This window comes from Synechococcus sp. NOUM97013 (assembly GCF_014279815.1).
GTDB lineage: Bacteria > Cyanobacteriota > Cyanobacteriia > PCC-6307 > Cyanobiaceae > Synechococcus_C.
The window spans coordinates 303,844-328,303 of the sequence record NZ_CP047941.1; the positions used below are offsets into that span (position 1 = coordinate 303,844).

General features: G+C 62.2%; 25 protein-coding genes and 2 tRNA genes. 12 read left to right on the plus strand and 15 right to left on the minus strand.

The genetic code is table 11. The features are described from left to right. Window positions 1-33: 33 nt before the first annotated feature. Window positions 34-1,545, plus strand: a complete 1,512-nt coding sequence (locus tag SynNOUM97013_RS01450; RefSeq protein ID WP_186480488.1) for a TM0106 family RecB-like putative nuclease — start codon at window positions 34-36, stop codon at window positions 1,543-1,545. On the opposite strand, the gene SynNOUM97013_RS01455 is transcribed toward SynNOUM97013_RS01450, so the two are convergent. Then, entirely contained in the window at window positions 1,503-2,342 is an 840-nt protein-coding gene (locus SynNOUM97013_RS01455) for a folate-binding protein YgfZ (RefSeq protein WP_186480489.1), read from the minus strand. The two genes, SynNOUM97013_RS01450 and SynNOUM97013_RS01455, sit on opposite strands and share 43 nt — an antisense overlap. A 17-nt stretch (window positions 2,343-2,359) precedes the next feature. Beyond that, window positions 2,360-2,941: an orotate phosphoribosyltransferase gene (gene pyrE, locus SynNOUM97013_RS01460; protein WP_186480490.1), complete on the minus strand. Its 582-nt coding sequence runs from the start codon at window positions 2,939-2,941 to the stop codon at window positions 2,360-2,362. 59 nt (window positions 2,942-3,000) lie between these two features. On the opposite strand from pyrE, the gene SynNOUM97013_RS01465 reads away from it, so the two are divergent. The 4 genes from SynNOUM97013_RS01465 (at window position 3,001) to SynNOUM97013_RS01480 (ending at window position 5,984) form a co-directional block, all read left to right on the plus strand. Continuing rightward, entirely contained in the window at window positions 3,001-3,510 is a 510-nt protein-coding gene (locus SynNOUM97013_RS01465; RefSeq protein ID WP_370586435.1) for an occludin/ELL family protein, read from the plus strand. Between the two features lie 14 nt (window positions 3,511-3,524). After that, window positions 3,525-3,597: transfer RNA gene (locus tag SynNOUM97013_RS01470), tRNA-Ile, on the plus strand. A gap of 13 nt (window positions 3,598-3,610) precedes the next feature. Next, window positions 3,611-4,924 (plus strand): hemolysin family protein, encoded by a 1,314-nt coding sequence (locus SynNOUM97013_RS01475; RefSeq protein ID WP_186480491.1) that lies wholly within the window; start codon window positions 3,611-3,613, stop codon window positions 4,922-4,924. 55 nt (window positions 4,925-4,979) lie between these two features. Then, window positions 4,980-5,984, plus strand: a complete 1,005-nt coding sequence (locus SynNOUM97013_RS01480; RefSeq protein ID WP_186480492.1) for a Gfo/Idh/MocA family protein — start codon at window positions 4,980-4,982, stop codon at window positions 5,982-5,984. Between the two features lie 10 nt (window positions 5,985-5,994). On the opposite strand, the gene SynNOUM97013_RS01485 is transcribed toward SynNOUM97013_RS01480, so the two are convergent. Next, entirely contained in the window at window positions 5,995-9,180 is a 3,186-nt protein-coding gene (locus tag SynNOUM97013_RS01485) for a glycoside hydrolase family 15 protein (RefSeq protein WP_186480493.1), read from the minus strand. Window positions 9,181-9,229: 49 nt separating this feature from the next. On the opposite strand from SynNOUM97013_RS01485, the gene SynNOUM97013_RS01490 reads away from it, so the two are divergent. Beyond that, a complete protein-coding gene (locus SynNOUM97013_RS01490) occupies window positions 9,230-9,976 on the plus strand; it encodes a WecB/TagA/CpsF family glycosyltransferase (protein WP_186480494.1) in 747 nt (248 codons plus the stop codon). A 5-nt stretch (window positions 9,977-9,981) separates the two neighbouring features. Here SynNOUM97013_RS01490 and SynNOUM97013_RS01495 read toward each other — a convergent pair whose 3' ends face one another. Both SynNOUM97013_RS01495 and tgt read right to left on the minus strand, forming a co-directional pair. Next, window positions 9,982-10,125 (minus strand): photosystem II reaction center protein K, encoded by a 144-nt coding sequence (locus SynNOUM97013_RS01495; RefSeq protein ID WP_186469963.1) that lies wholly within the window; start codon window positions 10,123-10,125, stop codon window positions 9,982-9,984. A gap of 29 nt (window positions 10,126-10,154) precedes the next feature. Further along, window positions 10,155-11,273, minus strand: coding sequence for a tRNA guanosine(34) transglycosylase Tgt (gene tgt / locus SynNOUM97013_RS01500; protein WP_186480495.1), 1,119 nt, complete (start codon window positions 11,271-11,273; stop codon window positions 10,155-10,157). Between the two features lie 64 nt (window positions 11,274-11,337). Between tgt and cobS the strand changes: the two genes are divergently transcribed. Then, on the plus strand, window positions 11,338-12,117 hold the full coding sequence (cobS, locus tag SynNOUM97013_RS01505; protein WP_186480496.1) for an adenosylcobinamide-GDP ribazoletransferase: 780 nt from the start codon (window positions 11,338-11,340) through the stop codon (window positions 12,115-12,117). Here cobS and SynNOUM97013_RS01510 read toward each other — a convergent pair. Next, on the minus strand, window positions 12,077-13,210 hold the full coding sequence (locus SynNOUM97013_RS01510; RefSeq protein WP_186480497.1) for a sensor histidine kinase KdpD: 1,134 nt from the start codon (window positions 13,208-13,210) through the stop codon (window positions 12,077-12,079). The two genes, cobS and SynNOUM97013_RS01510, sit on opposite strands and share 41 nt — an antisense overlap. A 393-nt stretch (window positions 13,211-13,603) precedes the next feature. On the opposite strand from SynNOUM97013_RS01510, the gene SynNOUM97013_RS01515 reads away from it, so the two are divergent. After that, a complete protein-coding gene (locus SynNOUM97013_RS01515) occupies window positions 13,604-13,972 on the plus strand; it encodes a DUF3155 domain-containing protein (RefSeq protein WP_186480498.1) in 369 nt (122 codons plus the stop codon). Between the two features lie 50 nt (window positions 13,973-14,022). On the opposite strand, the gene SynNOUM97013_RS01520 is transcribed toward SynNOUM97013_RS01515, so the two are convergent. Next, window positions 14,023-14,691 carry an alpha/beta hydrolase gene (locus tag SynNOUM97013_RS01520; RefSeq protein ID WP_370586436.1) on the minus strand — a complete coding sequence of 223 codons (669 nt, stop codon included), beginning with the start codon at window positions 14,689-14,691 and terminating at the stop codon, window positions 14,023-14,025. Between SynNOUM97013_RS01520 and purH the strand changes: the two genes are divergently transcribed. Together purH and SynNOUM97013_RS01530 are read left to right on the plus strand one after the other, a co-directional pair. Continuing rightward, window positions 14,690-16,276, plus strand: a complete 1,587-nt coding sequence (gene purH / locus SynNOUM97013_RS01525) for a bifunctional phosphoribosylaminoimidazolecarboxamide formyltransferase/IMP cyclohydrolase (protein WP_186480499.1) — start codon at window positions 14,690-14,692, stop codon at window positions 16,274-16,276. The two genes, SynNOUM97013_RS01520 and purH, sit on opposite strands and share 2 nt — an antisense overlap. Window positions 16,277-16,355: 79 nt before the next feature. Beyond that, window positions 16,356-16,814, plus strand: a complete 459-nt coding sequence (locus SynNOUM97013_RS01530) for a DUF4079 domain-containing protein (protein ID WP_186480500.1) — start codon at window positions 16,356-16,358, stop codon at window positions 16,812-16,814. Between the two features lie 99 nt (window positions 16,815-16,913). Here the strand turns inward: SynNOUM97013_RS01530 and SynNOUM97013_RS01535 are convergent, their stop codons facing one another. The 5 genes from SynNOUM97013_RS01535 to sfsA all read right to left on the minus strand — a co-directional run bounded on the left by SynNOUM97013_RS01535 (window position 16,914) and on the right by sfsA (window position 21,754). After that, on the minus strand, window positions 16,914-17,270 hold the full coding sequence (locus SynNOUM97013_RS01535) for a hypothetical protein (RefSeq protein WP_255442884.1): 357 nt from the start codon (window positions 17,268-17,270) through the stop codon (window positions 16,914-16,916). Between the two features lie 57 nt (window positions 17,271-17,327). After that, window positions 17,328-17,960, minus strand: coding sequence for a DUF1997 domain-containing protein (locus SynNOUM97013_RS01540; RefSeq protein WP_186481352.1), 633 nt, complete (start codon window positions 17,958-17,960; stop codon window positions 17,328-17,330). Window positions 17,961-18,020: 60 nt separating this feature from the next. Further along, on the minus strand, window positions 18,021-19,220 hold the full coding sequence (locus tag SynNOUM97013_RS01545) for a 4-hydroxy-3-methylbut-2-enyl diphosphate reductase (protein WP_186480502.1): 1,200 nt from the start codon (window positions 19,218-19,220) through the stop codon (window positions 18,021-18,023). Window positions 19,221-19,366: 146 nt separating this feature from the next. Continuing rightward, a complete protein-coding gene (locus tag SynNOUM97013_RS01550; protein ID WP_186480503.1) occupies window positions 19,367-20,839 on the minus strand; it encodes an ammonium transporter in 1,473 nt (490 codons plus the stop codon). A 150-nt stretch (window positions 20,840-20,989) separates the two neighbouring features. Further along, the gene (gene sfsA / locus SynNOUM97013_RS01555) at window positions 20,990-21,754 is read right to left on the minus strand and encodes a DNA/RNA nuclease SfsA (protein ID WP_186480504.1); all 765 of its coding nucleotides are present in this window, start codon (window positions 21,752-21,754) and stop codon (window positions 20,990-20,992) included. An 82-nt stretch (window positions 21,755-21,836) separates the two neighbouring features. On the opposite strand from sfsA, the gene murJ reads away from it, so the two are divergent. Then, on the plus strand, window positions 21,837-23,444 hold the full coding sequence (gene murJ / locus SynNOUM97013_RS01560; RefSeq protein ID WP_186480505.1) for a murein biosynthesis integral membrane protein MurJ: 1,608 nt from the start codon (window positions 21,837-21,839) through the stop codon (window positions 23,442-23,444). On the opposite strand, the gene SynNOUM97013_RS01565 is transcribed toward murJ, so the two are convergent. Genes SynNOUM97013_RS01565 through SynNOUM97013_RS01575 form a run of 3 tightly spaced genes read right to left on the minus strand, consistent with a single transcriptional unit; the run spans window position 23,431 to window position 24,294 of the window. After that, window positions 23,431-23,694 carry a cytochrome-c oxidase gene (locus SynNOUM97013_RS01565; RefSeq protein ID WP_186481353.1) on the minus strand — a complete coding sequence of 88 codons (264 nt, stop codon included), beginning with the start codon at window positions 23,692-23,694 and terminating at the stop codon, window positions 23,431-23,433. The two genes, murJ and SynNOUM97013_RS01565, sit on opposite strands and share 14 nt — an antisense overlap. Before the next feature lie 24 nt (window positions 23,695-23,718). After that, entirely contained in the window at window positions 23,719-24,009 is a 291-nt protein-coding gene (locus SynNOUM97013_RS01570) for a DUF3181 family protein (RefSeq protein ID WP_186480506.1), read from the minus strand. Window positions 24,010-24,039: 30 nt separating this feature from the next. Then, the gene (locus SynNOUM97013_RS01575) at window positions 24,040-24,294 is read right to left on the minus strand and encodes a hypothetical protein (protein WP_186480507.1); all 255 of its coding nucleotides are present in this window, start codon (window positions 24,292-24,294) and stop codon (window positions 24,040-24,042) included. Window positions 24,295-24,386: 92 nt separating this feature from the next. On the opposite strand from SynNOUM97013_RS01575, the gene SynNOUM97013_RS01580 reads away from it, so the two are divergent. Continuing rightward, a tRNA-Arg gene (locus SynNOUM97013_RS01580) sits at window positions 24,387-24,460 on the plus strand.

Sequence of the window (24,460 nt, forward strand, 5' to 3'; positions counted from 1 at the left end):
GGATCTAGCAGCCGGCCGCCGTAACGTCGGCGGATGGGTGACACCCCTTCCGTTGACAAGCCACTCAACGACAGACTGCTGCGCAGTTGGACTCGTTGTCGCCGCCGCGCCTGGCTGGATCGCCATGGTGACCCCGCTCTGCGCGTTTACACAGCCCACAGGACGCTTCAGCTCGACGATCAGCAGCGCAGCTTCGTGGCCTTGCTGCCGCGCAAGCCAGGTCATGGCATCGACGCCTGTGCACGCGGTGATGCGGGGGTGGTTGGCCTGCGATTGACGGGTTTCACCGTGGATGGACACCGTCTCGAAGCCCATCCGGTGTTGTTACAGCGTCAGTCAGGCCAGAGCCGATGGGGTGATTACAGCTACAAGCCGGTGCTGGCCCGCCAGGGGAGACGTCTTACACGCGAGCATCGCCTGCAGCTGGCACTTTCCGCCCGGCTGCTGTCGGATCTTCAGCAGGCTCCGGTGACCCATGGCTTGGCTCTCGCTGGAGCGGGTCGGCGCTTGGAAAAGGAAACGGTTGCTTTAGGTGACAGCCTGCAGCGCCAGCTGGATGAAGCCCTGCGCAAGCTGGCGGCCGACCTGGAACGGCCTACGCCTCCACCATTGGCGGCTGATCGGCGCAAATGCACCCTCTGCAGTTGGCGGGGTGTCTGCAATGCCGAAGCCCGTCGGGAGGGACACCTCAGTGAGGTCAGCGGCATCGGCGCCAAGCGCCGGGACATGCTGCTTGAACTCGGTATCGACAGCCTGAAGACGCTGGCCGATGCGGACCCAGTCGTACTGGAAGCGCACTTGAAGCACTTCGGCGAACAGCATGGTGCTATGGCGGCACCGCTGGTGGCCCAGGCTCGGGCGCAACGGGATGGACAGGTGGAGTCCCTGCTCCCGTCGTCTCCCGCACTGCCGGAACTGGTGGATGCTCCCGGGGTGCTGCTCTATGACATCGAATCCGACCCGGATGCTCGCGACGACTTTCTGCATGGATTCGTGCGTCTGTCTCGGGATGGGAACGGCAGCTGGGCCCTGGATAGCGCCACCTATCACCCCTTGCTGGTGCTGCAGGAGCATGGTGAAGCCCGTTGCTGGAAGCGTCTCAGTCGCTTCCTGGCCCACTATCCCGATTGGCCGGTGCTCCACTACGGGGAGACGGAATCCCTGGCGTTGCGCAAGATGGCGCAGCGCCAGGGTGTGTCTGAGGCGGATCAACAGGCGTTGCGGCATCGACTGGTGGATGTGCACGCCCGCCTACGCCTTCACTGGCGGATGCCTCTCAACAGCTACGGCTTGAAAACCGTGGCGGATTGGCTGGGGTTCCGCTGGAGCCAGGTCGGGGTGGATGGCGCTCGGGCTCTGCTCTGGTGGAGGCAGTGGCGAGGGACCGGTCGTCGCGATCGTGGACCGGTTCAAGCCTTGCGCTGGATCTTCACCTACAACCGGGATGACGGCATGGCCACCTGGGCCGTGGCCGCCTGGATGTTGGCTCAAGATCGCTCTCTTCAGTCCCCCATCGGTGGATCACAGAACCCTCCGGGCCGTTGAAGCGTGATCGGGATCGCCTCGGCGCCGGCTTCCAGCCTCTCGGCATCAAGGGCCTGGCGTCGCACCAGGGCTAGACCGAACCATTGGCCTGACTGCGGGTTGCGTGCTGCGCTGGTGATCACACCGGCCCGCTCGGCGTTCAGGCTCAAGCGGTCGCCGCTCTTCAGTCGAGGCTCCTCAAAGGCTGTGGTGCTGCGCCAGCTGCGCAGTTGCTGTTTCACGCCACCACGGGACGCGAGCTTGGCCACGGTCTCCTGACCGAGGTAACAGCCTTTGTCGAGTTTCACCCACTGGGCTAGGCCCAGTTCAAAGGGATTGGTGTCTCCGTTGAGCTCCGCATCGCTCAGCGGCCAGCCCTCCCGCAGTCGCCAGGCTTCCAGCTGCTGCGCTGAAGCCGACGTCGATTCATTCCAGGCCGCTGGGGGCTCTGCGCCGTCATCCAGCCAAAGCACCGCTTCTGTTGCCGATAACTGTCCCTGTTGAAGGCGCTGCAGCCGGCGCTGATCCCGTATCGGGCCCAGTCGCACCCGGTCGGCCGGAAAGATGACCCGATCGAAACCCTGTGTCACGAGCTCGGGGTTGCCGTGCAGCACCAGCACATCGGCTCCTGTGTCATCCAGTTGGATCTCCAGCAGAGCCTGCACGCGGCCCGTGGCATTCAGCCAGCAGGCCGGAATCAGTTCGCCCTCGCTGGCACTATTCACGCTTGCGCTGGTCTGGCCGTGCAAAAAGCCGGCGCAGCCGCTGCCCTCGAGTCGGAGGAGCGGGAAGGTGGCGTCCCAGATCAGGCTGTCCATCGCTTGCATTGCTGTCGTCACTGGGTCAGTTCTGCGGCGCGGGCCGCGATCTCGCTCAGGCGAAACAGGCTCATCAACTGAAGTCCTGCGGCCTCCATCGCTTCGGCTCCGCCTTCCTCGCGGTCGACGATCGTCACCACGCGTTCCACGCTGTAGCCGGCCTCTTTGAGTTGGTTGACAGCCTTGATGGACGACCCGCCTGTGGTGACCACGTCCTCAAGCACCGTTACCCGCGCCCCCGCTGCAGGCAAAGGGCCTTCGAGCCAGGCGCCGGTGCCGTGGCCCTTCGCTTCCTTGCGAACGATCAGTGCATCCAGGGCGCGTCCCTGTTGGGCGGCGGCCATGGCGACACCGCTCACTAGAGGATCAGCTCCCAGGGTCAGCCCGCCCACGGCCGCGGCGTCCGCTTCCACCAGCGCCAGCATGGCGGGGCTGAGCAACGCCAGGCCACTGCCGCTGAGCGCCACGGGTTTGCAGTTCACGTAATGGTTGCTGCTGCGGCCGGAAGCGAGGGTGAACTGTCCATGCCGATAGGCCTCTTGGGCCAGGCGGTTGAGCAGGACATCACGGTCCATGGTCGTGTCGGAACGATCGGACATGGGGACTGGTGCACAGCGGATCCTCTGCCTAGTTTGCGCGCAGTGGTGTCTGGTCCCCTGTGAATCGGCAACGGTTGGGAGTGCTACTGGTGTTGCTCACGCTGGGTGCAGTCCCGGCTGTGCAGTCACGGCCGGTGATCTGTTCAACGACCCTGGAAGCGCCTCCACCTGCTCAGGAGCCTGGAATGCCGGTGGAGGTGACCCGTTGCGCACCGGTGCAGTCCACGACTGCTCTGGTTGAGGAGCGTTTCTATACCTGGACCGCTCCCTTCGCCAGTGGCGTTGACCTGTTGCATCAGGTCACCGATGTGCTCGGGATCGCAGTGGGAGGCGTTCAGGGCAACCGATTCATGGGTTTCGGCTTCCCCGATCAGACGATCATCTGGGATGGCACGGCGCTTGAGAACACGTATGCAGTTTTGCTCGAAGAGCAGAGCGACCCTGTGCCCTGGCGCACCGTGGACATCTTCAACGGCTTTGACGGCAGCCTTGCGGATGACGCTCGGCCCTCTGTTCCGGAGAGAGCAACAGCTGACACCACCTTCCCGCCGGTGCGTGCCCTGTGGTAAGACCACCGACCAAGGGGGGTCTAGCAATCTGGTGAATGCAGCGAACTCATAATTCGCCTAAGGCGGGTTCGATCCCCGCGACCCCCATCACATTGGATTGATGCGCACCCTGCTGCTGATCGCGCTGCTGGTTCTTCCGGCTCTGTTCGCAGCGGCAGAGGTGGCGCTGCTGCGTCTGCGTCCTAGCCAGGTGCAGGAGCTCACGGAAGAGGGTCGCCCCGGCGCACAGTCGGTGCAGCGCCTGCAGCGGCGGCTGCGCATCGCACTGCTGATGACCCAGTTCGGAGCCTGCCTGTCCCTGGTGGCTCTGGGCTGGATTGGTCGAGGCTTCGGTCAGCGCTGGTGGCCCCTGGGGATGCCCTCCGGACGCTGGTGGGACCTGGTCTGGTTTCTGTTGCTGGTCGTGCTGGCGACGCTGGTGGCTGGATTGTTGCCCAGGGCCTGGGTGCTCAGCCGTCCAGAAATGGCCGCCCTGCAACTCGGCCCTGTGCTGGAGGGTGCGATCCGGGTGATGCGCCCCGTGCTCTCGGCTCTGGATGCATTGGCTGCGTTGCTGCTGCGTTTGGCCGGGCTGAACCAACGCTGGGATCAACCGGTGCCTGCCCTGACAGCGGGTGAGCTGGAGACGCTCATCGAAAGCGGAGCTGTGACCGGTCTCAAGCCCGATGAACGCAACATCCTCGAAGGGGTTTTCGCTCTGCGAGACACCCAGGTGCGGGAAGTGATGGTGCCGCGCTCGGGCATGGTCACGCTGCCTGTGGAAGTGCGCTTCGCGGAGTTGATGGAAGCGGTCCACCGCACGCGTCACGCCCGATTCCCAGTGATCGGTCAGTCGCTGGATGATGTGCGCGGCGTGCTGGATCTGCGCCATCTGGCCGAACCCATTGCCCGAGGTGAGTTGCGTGAGGACTCATGGCTGGAGCCCTATCTCACCCCGGTGGAGACCGTGTCTGAGACCAGCAATCTCGCAGATCTGCTCGCGATCATCCAGTCAGGACATCCCTTCCTGCTCGTGGTGGATGAGCATGGTGGCACCGAGGGTTTGGTCACGGCTGCGGACCTCACTGGCGAGATCGTCGGCGATGAACCCGAAGATGAAACGGATGAACCCGACTTGCTGCCAGTGGCGGAGCAGCCGGGAACCTGGTCAGTGGCTGGGGATCTCGAAATTGTCGAACTGAACCGGCAGTTGCAGCTGGATCTGCCGGAAGCCGACGACCATCACACGCTGGCTGGCTTCCTGCTGGAACGCCTTCAGCACATTCCTTCTCCTGGCGAGGCCCTCAGTCACGGAGGCCTTCAGTTCGAGATCGTGTCGATGGCCGGTCCGAGAATTGCGCGGGTCTATCTCGTGCAAACAGAGGAACCCGAAGCGCCTCTGGATCCTCACAATCGGGAACAGGGCGCGACGTAAACCGCTGGGTTTCGCAGCGATCACCGATAATCAGCCGGTTCGCGCAGCCGCACTGATGACCGACCCCATGGTTCCGGTGAAGGTCGGTGTGATCGGGATTGGCAATATGGGCTGGCATCACGCCCGTGTGCTCAGTCTTCTCAAGGACGCGGAGCTGGTCGGTGTCGCTGACCCGGATGCGCAACGTGGTTCCTTGGCCACCGAACAATTCGGATGCCGCTGGTTCGCTGACTACCGCGACATGCTCAGTGAGGTGGAGGCGGTGTGCATCGCGGTGCCGACGCTTCTGCATCACCCGGTGGGTCTGGCCTGCCTTGAAGCGGGATTGCATGTCCTGATCGAAAAGCCGATCGCCGCCAGCCAGGAGGAAGCCGCAGCACTTAGCGAGGCTGCCAGTCGTGTCGGCAGGCTGCTCCAGGTCGGACACATCGAGCGCTTCAACCCTGCCTTCCGTGAACTCACCAAGGTGGTGGCCAATGAGGAAGTGGTGGTGCTCGAAGCCCGGCGTCACAGTCCTCACGCTGATCGTGCCAATGACGTGTCGGTGGTGCTCGACCTGATGATTCACGACCTGGATCTCGTGCTCGAACTCGCCGGTTCGTCGGTGGTGCATTTGGCTGCGGCTGGAGGTCGCAGCGCTGAGGGGCCGATCGACTACGTCAACGCGACCCTCGGTTTTGAGAACGGTGTGGTGGCCAGCCTCACGGCCAGCAAGATGAGTCACCGCAAGATCCGCACCCTCAGTGCGCATTGCCGCTCAAGCCTGGTGGAAACCGATTTCCTCAACCACAACCTGCACATTCATCGCAGGGCCCATGAGTGGTACTCCGCGGATCACGGAGAGCTGCTCTATCGCAACGACGGATTCATCGAGGAGGTGAGCACCACCTCCATCGAGCCGTTGTATGCAGAGTTGGAGCATTTTCTCCAGTGCGTCAGAGGCCGCGAGACTCCAGCTGTGGATGGCCAGCAAGCGTCGCGAGCGTTGAAGCTGGCTGATCTGATCGAACAGGCTGTTGAGCAACCTGGCGTCGGCGTTCCGATTCAGTCCCCGATCTGATCTGGATCCGTCAGTTCAGCCCTGCTTGTTCGGCGAGCTCTCTTAGCGCCTGGATCTGCCACTGGCGGCATTCCGCTGGGGAAGATCGATAGAACTGCTCCCATGCCGTTGCCTTATGGAGGGGGTAGTCCTCTGTCGGCTGCTCGGGATGGGTGTCTCGCCAGCCCACACGCACGGCGTGTCCTATCACCACATCCAGGGCGATGTCGTCGTCGAAGCGCATGCTCGGATTTGCTGTGGCGAAGGCCATCAACGAGAGCAGGCTCTCGGTGCAGAGCTGGCGATATTCCGGAGCCCCGATGCGGCTGAGCAGGTGCTCCACCTGAATGGCGAAGTTTCGCTCTCCAGGCGTTTTTTCCAGCAGCAAAGCACTGGTGAGTCGGTTGCGGCGTTCCAGCTTGTCGCCAATCACCAGGCCGCGGCAGTGGTGGAGGAGTGACCAAATCCCGGCGTAGAACTCCTTGGGGACCTGTTGCAGAGATCCAAGACGAATGCGGTGCTGCAACCAGTTGCTACCGCCAGGGCGTTCGTCCAGGGGTTCCGGGATGTTCCATTGCACCTGTCCGCTTAGGTGAAGCAGCTCGCGGCGTTGTAGGGCTGCCCGGGCGTGATCGACGTCTGCCAGCACCGTTCGCAAGCGCAGACTGATCTGGTGAGGTGGTTCATCACAAAGGGCCTCAAAGGCTTCGTCCTGGCTGAGCTGGCGTTCACTGGCCAGCTCTGAGGTCAGCAACAGCAGTAGCTGACCGAGCTGGAATGTCAGAGATCCTCTGATCATGTCGGGCTCGCGTCGCGCGATGCCGTCGAGGGCCAGCAGCAGCTCCTGCTGCAACATCCGTTCCCGGCTGTCGATGCCGCAGGTGCGATCAATCAGAGCGGCGATGGCTTGGCTGGAGATAGGACTGACCAGCCGTGAGTCGCTGGTGTAGTTGCGCCCCACCACCACCTGTTTCTGGCGGCTGAGGAGATCGATCACGGCATCTTCCAGCTGTGGATGGATCAGACCGATGGCGCCGGCGCAGCGGCGCGCCACGTTCCAGTCCTCCTGCTTCAGTCCGCGCCGGTAAATCTCCTCCACAAGCGTGTTCAGCTCCACAGGCGCGCCTTGCGGGCTCGTGAGGATGGCCTGATGCCCCAACCGACGGGTGAGCAGTTCCAGCACCTCCGCCTGTTCCCGGAGGGAGTGGCTGCTCCAAAGCCTGCGTCGCAGCTCCTTCAGCGGGACGTCGTCCAGTTCTTGTTCCTGCGCTGCCGTGAGGTCGCTCAAGTCGGTGGAGTCCTGCAGCAGCTCCGCAGCCTGGCCTTCGGCAGTCGGGCTGAAACGGTCAAGCTCAGCGGGTAGCTTCTGCCACTGGGCTTGCTGAGCCAGGGTCTCCAGGTCGCCGAACTGCACGGTCACCCCTTCCACGCAGCCGCTCTGCAGCCGCGCGGTCAGCTCCAGCAGCAGTCTGCTGCTGCGTTCCAGTAGAGCGGCCTGCACGGGAATCAGCAGCAGTGGTGCGCCAGGACCTTGCCAGTGCCGTTGCAGCAGATGCAGTTCGTTGACGACCGTGTCCACGAGATGACGTGGGTCATGGCTCAGGAAGAAGGTCCCTTCCTCCAACACGGCGGGTAAGAACCCGAGAGTCTGGTCGCCTTGGCGATACAGGCGGGCTGTGACGGTGGTTTCAGGTCTCAGTGGTGGGTGCCCTGTAAGGCCGAGTGCGGCATCAGCGCCGACATATTCCAGCCGCTCCCTCAGGGCATCGGAGGGCAGCACCTTCAGGCCCGCATGGTTGGGCTCACTCACAGGCAGCCCCAGGCTCTGCAGTCGCTGGGCGACGACCGCGTCAGCGGGAACCAGCGCCACCAGCACGGCAGGGCTTCCCAGAGACCCCTGATGTCGCCGCCCGCACGGGTCAAGATCCTCGGCTTCGATCAACCCCTCCAGGAGCATCTCTCCAAGCCAGGCCAGGCTCTGGGTCCAGAGCAGCGGAACGTTCTCATTGGCGACACGCCGTTGGCTGCCGGGGTTGCGTCGTTCCAAGGCCAGCAGCTCTTCAGGAACGAGATACAGCTCAGGGAAGAGGCGCTGCCCATCGCGGTCCACCTGGAGCGCCTCCAGGCGCTGCCGCCATTGCCTGGCTTCGTCCCAGCGCTGCTCGCAGCAGGCAGTCATCAATTCGTAGGCCAGGAACAGGGGCCATTCCGATTCGATCCCTTCGAACTTGGCCAGTTCATCCCGTTCGTAGTGCAAACGGCTGATGTCCTCCACCACGGTCTGATGGCCGTCGCGGCGGAAGCGCTTGTAGCCGTAAGCGCCGCCGAGTTCACGCCGGATGCGTGCGCTGGTGCGCTCAATCAGGCCTGGGTCCTCCACAGCCCAGGCCGGATAGCCGATCACCGAGAGGCAGGCGCTGTCGACTTCTTTGCTGGCGGATTCCCTTGGCAGCAGGCCCTGGAGGGCCCGTCGCAGACGCACGACGGCGCCATGGGGGATCAGGACTTGGGTGCTGCCATCGCCGTGTTCGCCGTAGAGGTCGATGCCATCGAGGGCTTCGAGCGCTGCTTTGGCCATGCCGATGGAGCTGGCATTGCGCTCCGGCAGCCCGTGATTGCCCTTGTCGCCCCGTTCCCAGATGCCGTAGTCCGGCACCCGGTAAGCCCGGGACACGTAGTACACCAGGTTCTGAACAAAGGCCGCTTCGTGCCGGTTGTGGATCAGGGTGAGGCCGCTGCGGGTCAGTTGAGCCAGCTGCAGCAGGAACAGGGACGTGGCATCGATCTGCAGATGTCCCCAGCCGTCATCCGGAACCACGGGCTCCCCGCTGGCGCTGTCGTATTTGGCATGCAAGGCATCGAGTGGATCCAGGCTGCGCTTGAAGCGCTCCACCTTCCCGGCCTGGCGCATCATCGCGTTGAGTAATCCGCGCATCAGGTCCACCACGCGCTGCTCCAGCTCCCAGCTGCGCTGGCAGGGGCCTTTCATCCGGTGATGCGCCTTTGCCAGGCCCCACACACATTGAATCGAATAGACGCAGTCCCGGACCCAGGCATCGCCGTAATTGCCATGCACGGTGTGGGCTGTGCTGGCTGGCAGCAGTCCGCTGATCGGGTTCTGGCGCTGCAGCACCACGGCCTCGATCGCCTGATCCAGTTTGTTTAGCCGCTCCAGTTGTTGGGCTTGGTCTTCAGCTGTCGGCTGCGACAGAACCATGGCGTCAAGCGCGACCAGACCTAGATTCTCTCTTGCAGGCGATCCCTGGATGGAACCAATCACCACTGGTCCGCGCGATCAGCGCCGGTGCCGCGTGCTCGGCATCCCCATTGATGTCTGCCGGGATGTGTTCGCCGCTGCCATCGGTCTGCACAGCGATGGTGGTGGTCAGATCGTCACCCTCAATGCTGAGATGACGATGAATGCCCGTCGCGACAGCGATTTGGGTGCTGTCATTGAGGCTGCGGATCTTGTGGTGCCGGATGGAGCCGGCGTGGTCTGGGCTCTGGGACGGCAGGGCGTGAAGGTGCGCCGCAGTCCAGGGATTGAGCTGGCCTGGTCATTACTTACCTATGCCGCTGCCCATGGCTGGCGTGTTGCGCTGGTAGGCGCTTCCCCTGATGTGATGGAGCGTCTGCTGGATCGACTCAGCGTCCAGTTGCCTGATCTGAAACTTGTATTTGCTGAAAACGGCTATCAGCAGCCTTCGGACTGGCCTTTGTTGGAAGCACGGCTAAAAAGCCTCAGGCCCGATCTTGTGTTGGTGGCACTCGGGGTACCCAGACAGGAATTTTGGTCCTGCAGCCAGCGTCAGGGGTTGCCAGGACTCTGGATGGGTGTTGGAGGCAGTTTCGACGTCTGGTCCGGTCTGAAGCAACGGGCTCCCGAATGGACCAGTCGACTCCGGTTGGAGTGGCTGTATCGCCTCGTTCAGGAACCGAGCCGCTGGCGCCGGTACCTGGTGCTACCTCGTTTTGTCTGGACAGTGCTGCGCCGTGGAGAACGGCGCAGCTGAGGGCTTTAACGGAAGCCGACCGAGGCCTGCCACACGAAGGCCAGAAGCAGGAAGAACACAGGGATGATCGGCAGGATGTCGATCAGCGGACCGAAAGCTTGATAAGCCTCAGGAAGCTGGGCCAGCAGATCGAGGGAAAGTGCAGCCATCCCGGCAATAAACAGTCAGTGTGCGGACGCTACCACGTGTGATGAGCAGGAGAGGTCTCCTCCCAGGGAGCGAAATCCTCTGAAAAACAGCCGTCCTGAATCGCCTGGGCCATCGCCGTGGTGAAGCGGATCAGATGGGTGAGGTTATGCAGGCTGAGCAGGGTCAGCCCCAGCAACTCCTCGCTGCGAATTAGGTGATGCAGATAGGCGCGGCTGTGCTGGCTGCAGGCCGGGCAGGGACAGGTTGGATCCAGTGGCGAGTGGTCATGGCGGAACCGGGCATTGCGCAGGTTCCAGCGTTCTCCGCCCACCATGGCGGTGCCGTGTCGACCCAGCCGCGTGGGCAGCACGCAGTCGAACAGATCAATGCCGTTGGCGACAGCCACGCTCATCTCCCGAAGCGTGCCGATCCCCATCAGGTATCGGGGGCGATCATCCGGAAGCAGCGGCGTCACCTGGCGCACGATCTTGTGCATCTCCTCCACAGGCTCGCCGACGCTGACGCCGCCGATGGCGATGCCCGGGAGATCAAAGCTGGCGACGGCGCGGGCGCTGCGTTCGCGCAGGTGGGGGAAGCAACCGCCCTGAACAATGCCGAATAGAGCCTGATCATCGCGATGGTGCGCCTGCGCGCAGCGCTCAAGCCATGCGTGGGTGCGACGGCTTGCTTCCTCCACATCGTTTTCTGTGGCCGGATAAGGGGGGCACTGGTCGAAGGCCATGGCCACATCCGCCCCGAGCGCCATCTGAATCTCCATTGAGCGTTCGGGTGTGAGCAGGATGCGGCTGCCATCACGGGGGTTGCGGAAGTCCACGCCGTGGTCGTCAATCCGATTGAGGTCGCCAAGGCTGAACACCTGGAAACCACCGGAATCGGTAAGCATCGGTCCGTCCCAGTTCATGAAGCGGTGCAGTCCCCCAGCGGCTTCCACCACTGCTTCTCCCGGTTGGAGATGCAGGTGATACGTGTTGGACAGCACCATCTGAGCGCCCGTGGCGGCGAGCTGATCCGTGGTCACGCCCTTCACCGTGGCCAGGGTGCCCACGGGCATGAAGCGTGGTGTGGTGACGGTGCCGTGGGGCGTGGTGAAGCTGCCGCAGCGCGCCGCCGTGCGCTGGCATTGATCCGTGATTGTGAAGTCGAACACCCGCCTCTCCAACCAAGGTCTGAACCTACGGTGAGCGCATCCCCGTGCGGTCGACGTCCTGCGGTTGAGCTCTCCTTCCTGGCTGCGTGATCTGGCCGGTGCCTGGGTCTTCTACACCGTCCTGCCCGGCTGGATCTGGCCGGCGCCCCGCTTTGAGCGCATCGCACGGTTTGCCCCCTGGATTGGTGCTGTCATCGGCGGATTGATGGCCGGTCTCTGGCTTCTGCTCACGGCTCTGGGCTGGAATGTGCTCTCGGTGGCGCCGGTCGTGTTGGCCTTCGGTTTATGGCTCACCGGGGGACTGCATCTCGATGGCCTGATGGACACGGCGGATGGTCTGGCCGCGGGAGCGACTCGGGTGCTGGAGGCGATGGATGACAGTCGCGTCGGCGCCAGTGGTGTGCAGGCCCTGGTGATGGTGCTGCTGCTGCAGTTCGCGGCCCTCATGCGCTTGGACGCGACGGCGCCGGCGGTGTTGATCCTGGCTGCCGTGGCGGGGCGGGTTGCGCCGCTCTGGGCGATGGCGCGCTTCCGTTATCTGCGCAGTGAGGGAACGGCTGCGTTTCATCGCCGCCATCACCGCGGGCTGCGGGAAGGTTGGCCAACACTGCTGTTGCTGGCGGTGGTGATGGTGATGGCCCTAATGCTTCAGCCAGGTCTGCTGCCGCTGCTGGTTGTCGTGGTGCTGCTGGCTCTGGGCGTTGCCGTGTTGGTGGCGGAATGGCTGGGGCGTCGCCTGGGGGGGCACACCGGAGACACCTATGGCGCCAGCCTGATGGTGACGGAAACCCTGGTCCTGCTCCTCATGGCGGTGTTGTTGCCTTGGATGACCGCGGCAGCCTGAGCACAAAGGCGTTGCCCATGGCCGGCAGGGTCGGATCCAGTGTTTTCGGAGTGGTCTGCAGTGTGAGCGAGCCGCCAAGGTTCTCTGCCAGCTGTCGCGCCAGGGCAAGGCCAAGGCCGGATCCCGGTCGATCGGTGCTGCTGCTGCCCCGCTCCCCTTGCGCGAAAATCCGTTCTCGTTCCTCGTCCGGGATGGCCGGTCCTGCATCCCAGATGCAGATGCCGTGATCGAGCAGCGTCAGGCCCAGCGCGCACCCCGCTGGGCTGTAGCGGAAAGCGTTTTCCAGCAGGTTGGCAACGATTTCCGCCACCACGGCATCGGCTGCGGCGCGGGGTGCCTGCGTCCAATCGGGCCATTGCGATGGCCCATGCCAGGGTCGGCTCTGCAGGGTTGCGGTGGCTGATGCCCTCTGAATCAGCGGAGACAACAGGTCCGAGACGGTGAGATCAGGAGCATCCGCTGGCACGGGTGGAAGCAGCAGCGGTGTGGCGTTGTCTGCTCCGAGGCGTGGATCCGCCTGGCCGATGCGATCGAGAGACTGCAGGTAAAGGTTGAGCTGGGCCTGTTCCTGCATCAGGCTTTCCACCAGTGAACGGTGCTGATCGTCTGGCCCGAGACGACGCAGCAACAGCTGGGCGTAGGTCCGCAGGGCCGTCAGTGGGTTTCGCAGCTGGTGCACCACCAGATTCAGTTGATTGCGTTGCTGATCCAGCTGGTCGTGCAGACGACGGCGTTCCAGTTCGAGGCCAAGGATGCACGCGAGAGTGTCTGCGCATGCCTGAAGACGCGGGGCCTCATGGCTCTGGGGATTGGGCGATGGATGTTGCTCGGCACGCAAGACGCCCAACAGGTTCTGGTCGTGGCGCAGTGGGTACCAGCGGCGTTCCGGTGCTGCGCTGCGCAGGCTGGGATCATCCGAAATCGCTGGGGGCAGTGTCTTGTTGTGCGGCCATTGCGCCACAAGAGTCAGCGTGGGCGTCTCCTGCTGATCCCGTTCGGTGACATAAAGGGCCAGTCGTGCCAGGTCAGCATCAGCGGCGAGGAATTCCAGTTGCTGCTGCGCGAGTTCCAGAAACCGATCGGAGAGATGCATCGGCGGAACCGTGTTGCTGAATACAGACGACTGGCCGGCAGCTGATCCGACCTGCTTGCCAATTTGGGAAAAAGTCTTAAGATCAGATGAACGACAACAAGCACACCCTTCGGGCGGCCGTGCTTCTTCGTTGCTCCAATTGAGGTTGCGCTTTGCGCTCAACCGAGGTTACAGCAGAGGTTGATGTATCCCCTGTTGACGTCGATGTCATGTCGACGTGAGCCATGGAGTGAGTCCATACGCGATCCGGTGACCCTGGATCCCTTGATTCCTGTGCTGATGATTGCCGACGCTTGTCGCGAGGTGGTCACTGAAGGGCTGTGAGCAACAGCTCGGATGTTCAGCGCTCCCCCGTCCTCTCTCTTCACTCCCGTCCACGGGAGCCTTTCTCTCATGTCAAAGAAGCGCAAGCGGATCAGTCGTCGTCGCCTCGCTGGCCAGCGTGTTCTCGCGCATGTGCCCACCTTCAATCTGGAAACCGGTGAACACAAGCCTGTGACGGCTGCTCGCCGTTTCATCGCTGAGGGTGGCCTTGTGCCTCCGGCCCTGCTGTTCGTCCGTCGTAACGAGCACACCACCGACCGCTTCTTCTGGGGGGAGAAGGGTTTGTTCAGCGCTCAATACGCTGAGGAGAACCACTTCCTGTTCCCTTCGCTGCGTTGCATCGTCGACAAGGTGGGTGAAGAGGTCATCTTCGAGGGGCTGGAACTGGCTTCTGATGACTGGGAAGAGATGGAAGAGTACGAATACGCCTTCGTCTGATCATCAGCCGCTCTGACTGACGGACCCGTAGCGCCCAAGGCCTGGCTGGATTAATCCAGCCAGGCCTTTAAGGTTTGGACCATCGCCTGCTCCGCTTGCTGCGGGATCGCATGACCGCCCGGAAAGTTGATTAAGTCACAGTCGGTGGATGATCCCTGCTTCAGTTGCGTCTGCAAATTGACGGAAGCTTCCGGCGGGACGACGTCATCATTGAGACCATGCAGCAACAGCACTGGGGGGCGCACCTGGGGTGGCGTCCAGCTCGGATGGCCGTAGGCGCTGCAACCAATCACGCCGGCCAATGGCAGGTTGCAGCCTGCGTGCACGGCCATGGCGCCTCCCTGTGAAAAACCGATCAGCACCGTTCTTGACAGAGGAATCGGCGTTTGCTCGAGTGCCTCAAGCCGCTGCTGCAGTTGGGCAACGGCTGGGGTCACGGCCTGCCAATCGGCAGGGAACAAGCCGTACCACTGGCGTCCCATGCCGCCGGGATGGGGATTGGGTGCAGGCAAGCCAAGACAATCAATCGCGGCTGGCAGCTGTGCGCTCAGTGCAGCGCCGAGGGGCATCAGATCATCGGCATCGGCACCCCACCCATGCAGAAGCACCAGTCGCGCCGTTGCCGGAGGCGTGGCGGCGTGAAGCACGGAATCGGGCATGGGTGCGTGTCCTGCTGCTGCGTAGGTTGGCCCAAGGTCTGTTCCGTGTCCTGCTGCCATGGCTCCCACAGCGCTGCTGAGCGTTTCCGACAAGCGCGGACTGGTGCCGCTTGCCGAGGCTCTGCATCACCGTTTTGGCTATCAGTTGCTGTCCAGCGGTGGCACGGCCAAGGTGCTTCAAGACGCCGGCCTTCCTGTGACGAAGGTGGCTGATCACACCGGTGCACCTGAAATTCTGGGTGGCCGCGTCAAGACCCTCCATCCCCGCATCCATGGCGGAATCCTGGCCCGACGGGGCGATGCGGCCCATGAGGCGGATTTGGTTGCTCAGAACATCGATCCGATCGATGTGGTGGTGGTCAACCTTTATCCATTCCGCGAAACGGTCGCCGATCCCGCTGTCAGCTGGGACAAGGCCATTGAGAACATCGACATCGGCGGTCCCACCATGGTTCGCTCAGCGGCCAAGAACCACGAGCATGTGGCGGTGCTCACCGCCCCGGATCAGTACGACAGGGTCCTGGCAGCATTAGAGGTGTCTGGCGGTGCACTCAATGCTTCGGTCCGCCGGCAACTGGCGCTTGAGGCATTTGCGCATACAGCGGCCTATGACGCGGCCATCACCCGCTGGATGCAGGCCCGACCTGAACTGGATCTGGAGCCAGAGACATCGGCCGCGGCTCTGCCCTGGCTGGAGGCGCTCCCCCTGCGTCAACAGCTTCGCTACGGCGAAAATCCGCATCAGAAGGCTGGCTGGTACAGCGCTGAGACATCCGGCTGGGGTGGTGCTGTGCAGTTGCAGGGCAAGGAGCTGAGCACCAACAACCTGCTGGATCTGGAGGCGGCTCTGGCCACGGTGCGTGAATTCGGTTACGGCAGCGGGGGACTGCATCCCGCCAGTCGTGCTGCTGCGGTGGTGGTCAAGCACACCAATCCCTGTGGTGTGGCCGTTGGTGATGGCACAGCTACGGCGCTCACCCGTGCGTTGGATGCCGATCGGGTCAGTGCCTTCGGCGGCATCGTGGCTTTGAACGGGTGTGTGGATGCTGCCGCAGCCAAGGAACTCACCAGTCTGTTCCTGGAGTGCGTCGTCGCCCCTTCGTTTGCACCTGAGGCCCGCGAGATCCTGTCGGCCAAGGGCAACCTGCGCTTGCTGGAGCTGGCTCCCGAAGCCATTGATGCGGCTGGGCGCGATCACGTCCGCAGCATTCTTGGCGGAGTGCTCGTTCAGGACCTTGATGACGAACTGGTCACACCTGACGACTGGACCGTGGCCACCGACCGTGCGCCCACGGCGACGGAGCGGGACGATCTCTGCTTCGCCTGGCAGCTGGTGCGACATGTGCGCTCCAATGCGATCGTCGTGGCACGCGATGGTCAGAGCCTCGGGGTGGGAGCCGGCCAGATGAACCGGGTGGGTTCGGCCCGAATTGCTCTCGAGGCTGCTGGCGCTCGGGCCAAAGGTGCTGTTTTGGCCAGTGATGGATTCTTCCCGTTCGATGACACGGTTCGCCTGGCCGCTGAACACGGCATCACCGCTGTGATTCATCCCGGTGGCAGCAAGCGAGATGACGATTCAATTCGGGCTTGCAACGAACTGGGCGTGGCCATGCTCCTGACGGGACGCCGCCATTTCCTGCATTGACGCGATCATTGCTGCGCTCGCCCGGGCATCAGCCCGGGGTGTTGCAGTTCTAGGGTCATTGAAATCCATGTGATCTTTGATGCCTGCGACCCTGTCTTTTGGCCTCAACTTCGTTCATCCCTTGATGATGTGGTCGCTGCTCGCCGCAGGCGGTTACGCCATGTATCTGGGCATCAAGGCCAAAAAGGTCCGAACCGGCACGGCCGAACAACGCAAGGCGTTGCTGCCCGGAAAGTTTGCTCAGCGCCATTACCTCTGGGGCAGTGCCCTGCTTGCCTTCATGGTGTTCGGCACCATCGGCGGCATGGCCGTCACCTACCTCAATAACGGCAAGCTCTTTGTCGGCCCCCACCTGCTGGTGGGCCTGGCGATGACCGCCATGATCGCTGGCGCTGCTGCATTGTCCCCATTGATGCAACGCGGCAATCTGATTGCCCGCAAGGCTCACGTCGGACTGAATATGGGCCTGCTCACCTTGTTCCTCTGGCAGGCGGTCAGCGGTATGGAGATTCTCAACCGCATCTGGGAAAACCGCTGATTCAGTTCATCTGCTGAGGTTTCAGTGCAGAAACCCCCTTCATCGATGGAGGGGGTTTTTTGATGGCGTTGATGATGCAGGGATCAACTCAGTTGGCGGCTAAGTGGTCTCGAGGCCGTTGAAGAGCTCTTGGTGCACCGCAAAGGTGTGATAAAGCGATGTGCCATCTTCCGGCTGAAGCTTCCGGCCATCGCAGGTGTAAGCGATGGAACAGACGAGATTTCCATGCCAGGCGATGTGGTCATCACTGTGTGACTGAGACCAAGACATCATTTCTGCAAAATCAATTGCGAGGTGCGCCCCGATTTTTGTGCAGGCTTTGCAGAGTTTGTAGAGGGCAGGAGGCTTTGAAGCTAGTGAGAGTGACTGCCTCAAAGACAATTCATTGAACACACCGGTGTAGCGGATGTAGTCAATGATTTCCGTTTCATCATCGCTGAGATCGGCCTTCAGCAACGCCGCTTCAAACCGTTCTGGATCGAGGCTGGGTCTGGGCGCGACCGACATGGGCAATCAGAAGGCGGCCCGACGCCGGGGGGGACATGCCAACCCGTGGCTGGCATGAAAGTCTTCCTGGACTTTCCAGGTGAGTCGACGAGAAATCTGGCGCACGATTTGGCGGAGCAGATGATCGCCGCTGGATTGGACCAGACGGTCGGGAAGCATGGTGATCACGCGAGGCAAGGCCACCCAGACCGTCAGATCCAGAGTCCAGCTCACCCAGGTCTGCGCGAGGCCTGAGGGATCCAGCTGATCATTCACCAACCCAAGGCTGGCCTGGAAGTCAACGTCGTACAACTTGGCCAGGCTGGGATCAAGATCCGGCAGCGCTACCGTCTCGATGGCGTATTGGTCGTTGTCCCGGGGCAGCAGACGCAAGCCGATGGTCGGCTCCACCTCGAATCCGAAGTTGCCGAAACGTCCCAGGGTGAGGGCATAGGCCTGGGCGTCGATAGCTTCCACGTCCATGGGAGCGGCGCAACGACGAAACCAGCCTTCGTGTTGATCGAGATAAGCCGAGACCGTCTGGGGATCAGCCCGCATTTCCATGCGGTCACTGAAGTGACTGCGGTAGCAGCGCACCTGGGGGTCTTGGTCCTGGCGAGAGCGCAGGGTATCGGCTGATGGTCTCGACAAGAGCAGCACGGATGGGAGTCCCTGGCGGGTCAGTCGCACAAGGTGAACTAATGTAAAGCGCTTGGGTCGTCAGTTCTCATCGCTGAGCGCAATCAAGCGTTGGATCACGTGTTCCACCACGCGATCGGGTGTGGATGCACCCGAGGTGATGCCCACGTTGATGGGGCCACTGGGTAAGAAGTTGTGGTCGCGGGTCAGGTCCTCGCCCAGTGGTTTGTGCTCAATGCTGTTGTCTTCGCTGATCCGTTCCGGCGTGTCGATGTGGAAGGAGCGAATGCCGCGACTGATCGCGATTTCCTGCAAGTGGGTGGTGTTGGAGGAGTTGTAGCCGCCGATCACGACCATCAGGTCCAAGGGTTCATCCACGAGCGAGAACATGGCGTCCTGGCGCTCCTGGGTCGCATCGCAGATGGTGTTGAAGGCCAGAAAGTGTTCGTTTAGCTGAGTCGGGCCGAACTTGCTGAGCATCGTTCGCTCGAACAGCCTGCCGATTTCCTCGGTTTCACGTTTGAGCATCGTGGTCTGATTGGCCACTCCCAGGCGTTCCAGATCGCGGTCGGGGTCAAACCCAGGTGAGCAGGCCTTGGAGAAGCGGGCCATGAAGCTGGAGCGCTCGCCTTTGCCAAGGATGTAGTCGGCAACAATCTGGGCTTCCTCCAGATCAAGAACCACGAGGTAAGTCCCGGCGAACGAACTGGTGGCCAGTGTCTCCTCATGCTTCACCTTGCCGTGAATGATCGAGGTGAACGTGTGCTTCTTGTGTTTCTCGACGGTGTTCCACACCTTCGACACCCAAGGACAGGTGGTATCCACGATGTGGCAGCCCCGTTCGTTGAGCAGCTGCATCTCCTGCACCGTGGCGCCGAAGGCGGGAAGAATCACCACATCGCCGTTGGTGACGCCAGAAAAATCCTTGACGCCATCCTCAACTGGGATGAACTGCACGTTCATCTCGCGCAGGTGATCGTTCACCGAAGGGTTGTGGATGATCTCATTGGTGATCCACAGGCGCTCGCTGGGGTAGTGCTTGCGGGTTTCGTACGCCATGGCGACGGCTCGTTCCACGCCCCAGCAGAAGCCGAAGGCTTCGGCTAGGCGCACATTCAGGCGGCCATGGCTGAGCTTGTAGCCGTTTTCGCGGATGGATCCGATCAGACCGCTCTGATAGGCCTGCTCAAGGCTTCCCGCCACTTCCTCGGCCCGTCCGAACCCGCGTCGGTTGTAACGGTCGGAGTGATGCAAGGAGCGCTTGAAGGCGTGGGTATCCATGGGCGCGGCGGCAGTTCGGTGACTCTATGGGCTGTGGGCCATGGTCGTCTTCATGGAATGACCAGGGCGAGGTCATTCCCATGGGAGTGACCATTAGAAAACCCCGACCCGTGAGGGCCGGGGTTGATGGGTTCACGTGATGAACCTCAGTTGCCGGCAGAGGCGAAATCGGGATAAGCCTCCATTCCGTGCTCGCCGATGTCGAGACCGTTGATCTCTTCTTCTTCGGTAACACGGATGCCGCCGAACAGAGCACCGATGATGCTCCATGCGATCCAGCAGGTGACCAGCGTCCAGATGGCATAAGCCGCGCAGCCAACAGCTTGGATGCCCAGCTGAGAGATGCCGCCGCCGTTGAACAGGCCAATGCCGGTTGCACCGTCAACGCCCCAGAGGCCAACCACCAGGGTGCCCCAGACGCCGCACACGCCGTGAACGGAGAAGGCGCCGACAGGGTCATCGATGCCTGCGTTGTCGAGGGCTGCGACCGCGAACACCACGATGATGCCGCCGATCAGGCCAGCCACCCAGGCACCAACCATGGTCATGTTTCCGCAACCTGCGGTGATGCTCACCAGACCGGCAAGGATGCCGTTGATGATCATGGTGAGGTCAGGCTTGCCAGACGTGATAGTGGATACGATTGTGGCGCCAATGGCTCCACCAGCTGCGGCAAGGGTGGTTGTCACGGCCACATAAGCAACCGTTTCATCCATCCCAAGCACAGAGCCCGGGTTGAAGCCGTACCAGCCGATCCAGAGGATCAAGGCACCCAGTGTGGCGATGGCCATGTTGTGGCCAGGAATGGCTTGGGTGCGGCCATTCACGTATTTACCGATGCGGGGTCCGAGCAGCATGGCGCCAACCAGGCCAGCCCAGGCACCCACGGAGTGAACGATGGAGGAACCAGCGAAATCGATGAAACCAAGTTTCGCCAGCCAGCCATCGCCGTTCCACTGCCATGAGCCGGAAATCGGATAGATGAAGGCGGTGAGGACCAGCGCGAAGATCACAAACTCACCGAACTTGACGCGCTCAGCAACAAGTCCGGAAACGATGGTTGCGGCCGTTCCTGCGAAAGCAGCCTGGAAAAGGAAATCAACGGAAGGAACGAGGCTTCCATCCGTGACCATCTCGGGAGTCACCGTGGGATCAAAGAACAGTCCCAAAGCGCCACCTTTGCCGTAGTAAAGGATGCCGTCCCAGAAGGCGCTGCCATACATCAGCGAGAAGCCGATGAACCAGTAGGCAGTCACCGCCAGAGCGAAGACGAAGAGGTTCTTGGCAAGGATGTTGACTGCATTTTTCTGGCGACACATCCCGGCTTCCACCATGGCGAAGCCGGCGTTCATGAAGATCACCAGAATGGTTGCCACCAGCAACCAGAGATTGTTGGCGAGAAACGCTGCGTTCAGATCGGGGAGATCAGCAGCGTGGGCCGACAGGTTGAAGAGGCCCAGACCCACGAGGGCCACAGGCACGCAAGCGAGCCAGGTGAGCGAGCGGTTCGTGCGGAAGCCGCGAATGCTTCTCAGGAGAAGCATCGGTCCATTCAGGAGGCTGACCTCCTGAAGCCGCGACTTGCTCCGCCTGGAAGGCGTATGCAGAGCAGTTGTCATGAATGAGGAGCAGGGCTGCAATCACAGTGAGGATTTCCTCACCGCTTAGATAGCAATGTGCACCTCAACTGACACCTGGCAAGTGTCTGTTGTTACACAACTGATGCTGGGTATTGCAAATTGTGCATGCGCAGTAACGAACGCTGCATTTCACTTGTTAAGCGGTTTTGGAAGGCACACATCCCTCGTCCCTTCCCAAAGCACGCGATCGGCTTCAAAGCGAAAACAACACGGGAGCACTTCAACGCCGCAGGCCATGGCTTCGCGGAAGAGCTCCCCATAGCGCGGGTCGGCGATGTCGCCTGGAGCAAAACCCGTCACATCCGGTCGGCTCAGGCAAGGCACCAGCACGCCGCGAGCCTCTGGCAGCACATGCATCAGTTCCTGCAGGTGTTTCTGACCGCGCTCTGTGACGGTGTCAGGGAAGAGGGCCAATGGGCCGTCGCTCCAGGTGGTGTTTTTGACCTCGAGATAGATCGGACGCTGATCTTCGGCGCTGGCATCCGGAGTGAGCAACAGGTCGATGCGACTGCGGCGGTTCTCGCCGTAGGCCACCTCAGCCCGGATTCCAGCAATCGCACCCAGCTGCTGCTCCAGGCAGCCGGCTTCGATCGTTGCCCGGATCAAACGGTTGGGTAGTGCGGTGTTGATGCCCACCCAGCAAGGCGTCCCGTCGGCACCGGGAACTTCCGCCTGCTCCCAGGTCCAGGCCAGCTTGCGCTTGGGGGAGGGGGCGTAGCGCATCCGCACCCTGCCACCGGGATGCAGCACTCCGGTCATGGGACCGGTGTTAGCGCAGTGGGCCGTCACAACGGTCCCGTCCTCGAGTTCAACGTCTGCCAGAAAGCGTTTGTAGCGCTTGATCAGGACGCCCTCCGTCAAGGGTTCGAATGCGAGCAGCGGGGTGACGGTCATCGGGGCGGGCTGGCTGCCGCCATCGTGCCTTGTACATGCACCGAGAATCCCCGCATGTGATGGAAGAGGCCTGCGGGCGTCAATGGCGAGATCCCTTAAGCGCATTGCCCTGGTGGTCACCTATGGCACCCTCCTGAGCAAAGGAGGTGGGTTGATTCGCCAACTGGTAATCGCTGCCGCCTTCGGCGTTGGTGCGGCCTATGACGCCTACAACTACGCATACGTGCTGCCTGGCTTTCTGCTGATCCTGCTTGGAGGGATCAATGGGCCGTTCCACAGCGCCATGGTCAGCGTGTTGAGCCGTCGCCCCCGCGACGAGGGAGCCCACATCCTCGCGGCGCTCAACACCACGGTGAGTGCCCTTTTGCTCGCGGTGACGGCGGTTCTGGTGCTGGCGGCAGAACCATTGATCACGCTTGTGGGGCCGGGACTGTCTCCTGAACTGCATGGGATTGCCGTCGCGCAGTTGCAGGTGATGGCTCCGATGGCCTTGCTGGCTGGCTTGATCGGCCTCGGTTTCGGGTCCTTGAACGCGGCGGATGAATTTTGGATTCCTGCCATCTCTCCGCTGATGTCGAGCCTGGCTCTGATCGTTGGGGTGGGTCTGCTCTGGTGGCAACTGGGTGCCTCGATCGCTGAACCCATCCATGCGCTTTGGGGTGGCGTGGTGCTGGCGTTGGCCACGCTTGTGGGGGCCCTGTTGCAATGGTTGCTCCAGCTGCCGGCGCTGGCGCGCCAGGGTTTGGCGCGTCTGCGCCTGGTGTGGGACTGGCGTCATCCCGGGGTTCGCGAGGTCTGGCGCGTGATGGGTCCGGCAACGCTCTCGTCGGGGATGCTTCAGATCAACGTGTTCACGGACCTGTTTTTTGCGTCGGGAATCTTCGGTGCAGCCGCCGGACTCGGCTACGCGAATCTCCTGGTCCAGACCCCTCTGGGTCTGATCTCCAATGCCTTGCTGGTGCCGCTACTGCCGACTTTTTCTCGCCTGACGGCTCTGGAAGATCGTCCTCAGCTGATCGCCAGAATTCGTCAGGGGGTGATGTTGTCAACGGCCTCCATGCTGCCGCTCGGCGCGTTGTTTCTGGCCCTGGCGGCGCCGATCGTGGCGCTCGTCTATGAGCGTGGTGCCTTTGATCAGCAGGCGGTGCAGCTGGTCACTGGGTTGCTGATGGCCTACGGCATCGGCATGCCGGCCTATCTGGGCCGGGATGTGCTGGTGCGGGTGTTCTATGCCCTCGGTGATGCGACAACGCCCTTCCGTCTTTCCGTGGCGGGCATTGGTCTGAATGTGCTTTTTGACTGGGCTCTGGTGGGTGGCCCCACGCCCTGGGGATCGCAGTTGCCGATCAATTTCGGCGCGCCCGGTCTCGTGTTGGCCACCGTTCTGATCAATCTGCTCACCTGTGTGGTGCTGTTGCTGGCGCTTCAGGCACGTCTCGGTGGGCTGCCGCTGAGGGAATGGGGCTTGGACACCATCAAGCTGATCCTGGCTGCGGTCGGCGCAGGTCTCTTCGCCTGGGGCCTCAGTGTTGGCCTCGCTTGGCCGGAGCATCTGATCGGACGTGGTCTCCAGGTGGCGCTTCCCGGGAGCCTGGGGCTGCTGCTCTTTATGGTTTTTGGTCAGGCTCTGGGCGTGCCGGAAGTGAACCAGATCAGTGGTGGCCTGCGGGGCAGGCTTATCCGTCGGTGAGCCGCACCGCGCGCTCCTCGCGCACTTGGATGGGTAGCTCGAGGTGTTGGCGTCCGATTACCTGTGGTCCTTCCACCGAGAGAATCCGCGCCTCGATGCCGAATTCGCGGAAGGCCGTATCGATCTCCTGGATCAAGGCTTTTTCAACCTGCGCTTCGGGATCGACAACCTTGCCAATCAGCCGTTCGCCCAGCCGACCAATTCTCTGGCGCACCACCTCTCTGGCGTTGGTGACCTCGATGATGAGCACGGGCACTCCAGGTTCTCAGCAACCTTATCGGCAGTGGTCCTCAAGAATCTGCTCGAGTTCGCAAAGTTGAGAGGACGGCAACAGGCGTGCCAGGGGTAGACGGCTGCTGCCGCCTCCAATCGGAACCTGCACGGCTTCGAGGGCACGCCGAGCACAAATGGCGGGGCCCTGGTCGAGAAGAGCGCTGCATTCAATGGCAAGCGTTTCGGCCAGGCCAGCGTCCCTGAGATACAGATGCCAGCCCGCCACCTGCAGATACAGACGGTCGCCCAGTGCAGCGGTGAGGTCCTGCAGATCAGCAGCGTCCAGGGTCATGGCGATGGCGAGGCTGCCGTCATGTTGCTCTCAGGATGCGGAGCTGTCCGCATCCTTACCTGGACGCAAGCGCAGAACGATCACCAGGTGGGTGATCAGTGCAGCAAGCCAAAGCTCGCTGAACAGGTCGAGATGACCCCAGGGTTGGCGCATTTCCTGGATAAACCAAAGCCCACTGTTCACTGCTGCAAACACCATGGCGTGCAGCACGAAATTCACCACTCGATTGAAGTGGCGGTACGTGGGATCGGTGGGGTCAGCGGGGCCGTACCAGCGGATGGGCATGGGGATGGGCCGTTGCAGTGAAGTGATTGTGGCGTGGGGATGGACCCCTGTTGACGAAGGGCACCTCTGTGGGGTCAGATGGTGTCACGCAAGCGCTTGTAGCTCAGCGGATTAGAGCATCTGACTACGGATCAGAGGGTCGGGAGTTCGAATCTCTCCAGGCGCG